1 protein-coding gene and 1 rRNA gene are annotated in these 1146 nt (G+C 59.2%); both read right to left on the bottom strand.

The genetic code is table 11. The features are described 5' to 3' along the window. Positions 1 to 180 precede the first annotated feature (180 nt). Positions 181 to 543, bottom strand: a complete 363-nt coding sequence (locus tag GWK18_RS12820; protein ID WP_166835725.1) for a VOC family protein — start codon at positions 541 to 543, stop codon at positions 181 to 183. A 236-nt stretch (positions 544 to 779) separates the two neighbouring features. Further along, positions 780 to 896: ribosomal RNA gene (gene rrf / locus GWK18_RS12815) — 5S ribosomal RNA — on the bottom strand. Positions 897 to 1146: the final 250 nt, after the last annotated feature.

The following is a 1146-nucleotide window of genomic DNA, read 5'->3' as shown; positions in this document are numbered from 1 at the left end:
GTGGGGGTGAACAAGTTCTACGGAAACCGCGAGAGCACGCTCGAGGCCACGCAGGAAACCGCACCGCAGGCCCCCTGAGGCCTTCCTCGCTGCCCCACATACGACGACGCCCCCGGCCACTGTGGCCGGGGGCGTCGTCGTATGTGGGGCACACCTGGCCCCGTGGGGACCTGCCCGTTCCTATTGCTCAAGGCACAGGCAGAACGGATGGCCCGCCGGATCCAGAAACACTGTGAATGACGTACCGGGTTGGACTTCAGCCTTCACCGCGCCCAGTTTGAGGACCGCTTCCTCAGCGACGTCCAGGTCGACCACGGACAGGTCGACGTGCATCTGCTGCGGAACGTCCTGTAGCGGCCACGACGGCACACGAAAGCCCTCGACCCATTGAAAGTCCATCCGCTCGCCCTCTTCCCCGCGGATGGTAATCCAGTCCTCTTCCACTCGGTCCACCCGCCATCCCAGGAGACCTGCGTAGAACTCAGCAAGTTCACGAGGATTGGCACAGTCGATGACAACTCTGGGTACACGCGCGATAGCCATGATGCTCAAAATAGTCAGGGAATGACTGGCCGACAACCGCCCAGACAGGCCGGGGCCCTTCACGACCCACGGAAAGCGAGAAAGGGGGTGGGGTCCGAGAAACATTGGTTTCTCGGACCCCAACCCCCTTTTGTCGTCACCACAGACAAGGGTTTGTCCCAACAGTAAAAAGTTCCTGTATACGCGAAAAGCCCCGTCCATGACATGGGCGGGGCTTTCAGCGTGTGCGTGTGTGATTGCGGCGGTGTCTTACTCTCCCACACCCTTACAAGTGCAGTACCATCAGCGCTATGGGCCTTAGCTTCCGGGTTCGGGATGGGACCGGGCGTTTCCCCCATGCTATGACCACCGCAAAACCACCACCAACACGGCGGGGCGGGTCACACACAAAACCTATGCTGTTATCACCGTGAACTCTCACCCTCCAGCTGAAAGCAGGGGGTGTTGTTCGGGGACCGTATAGTGGACGCGAACACACCTTGCACCACCACCAAACCTTGCCTCCCAAAAGAGACATGAACCGGTGTTGTGTTGTGTTGTGTGTAGATCTTCGGTGTATTAGTACCAGTCAGCTCCACAACTCTTCAGTCGTTGCTTCCACAT

Source organism: Kocuria sp. JC486, assembly GCF_011602805.1.
GTDB classification, from domain to species: domain Bacteria; phylum Actinomycetota; class Actinomycetes; order Actinomycetales; family Micrococcaceae; genus Kocuria; species Kocuria soli.
The sequence above is the reverse complement of the archived record's forward strand: the minus strand, read 5'-3'. Positions and strand labels throughout refer to the sequence as shown.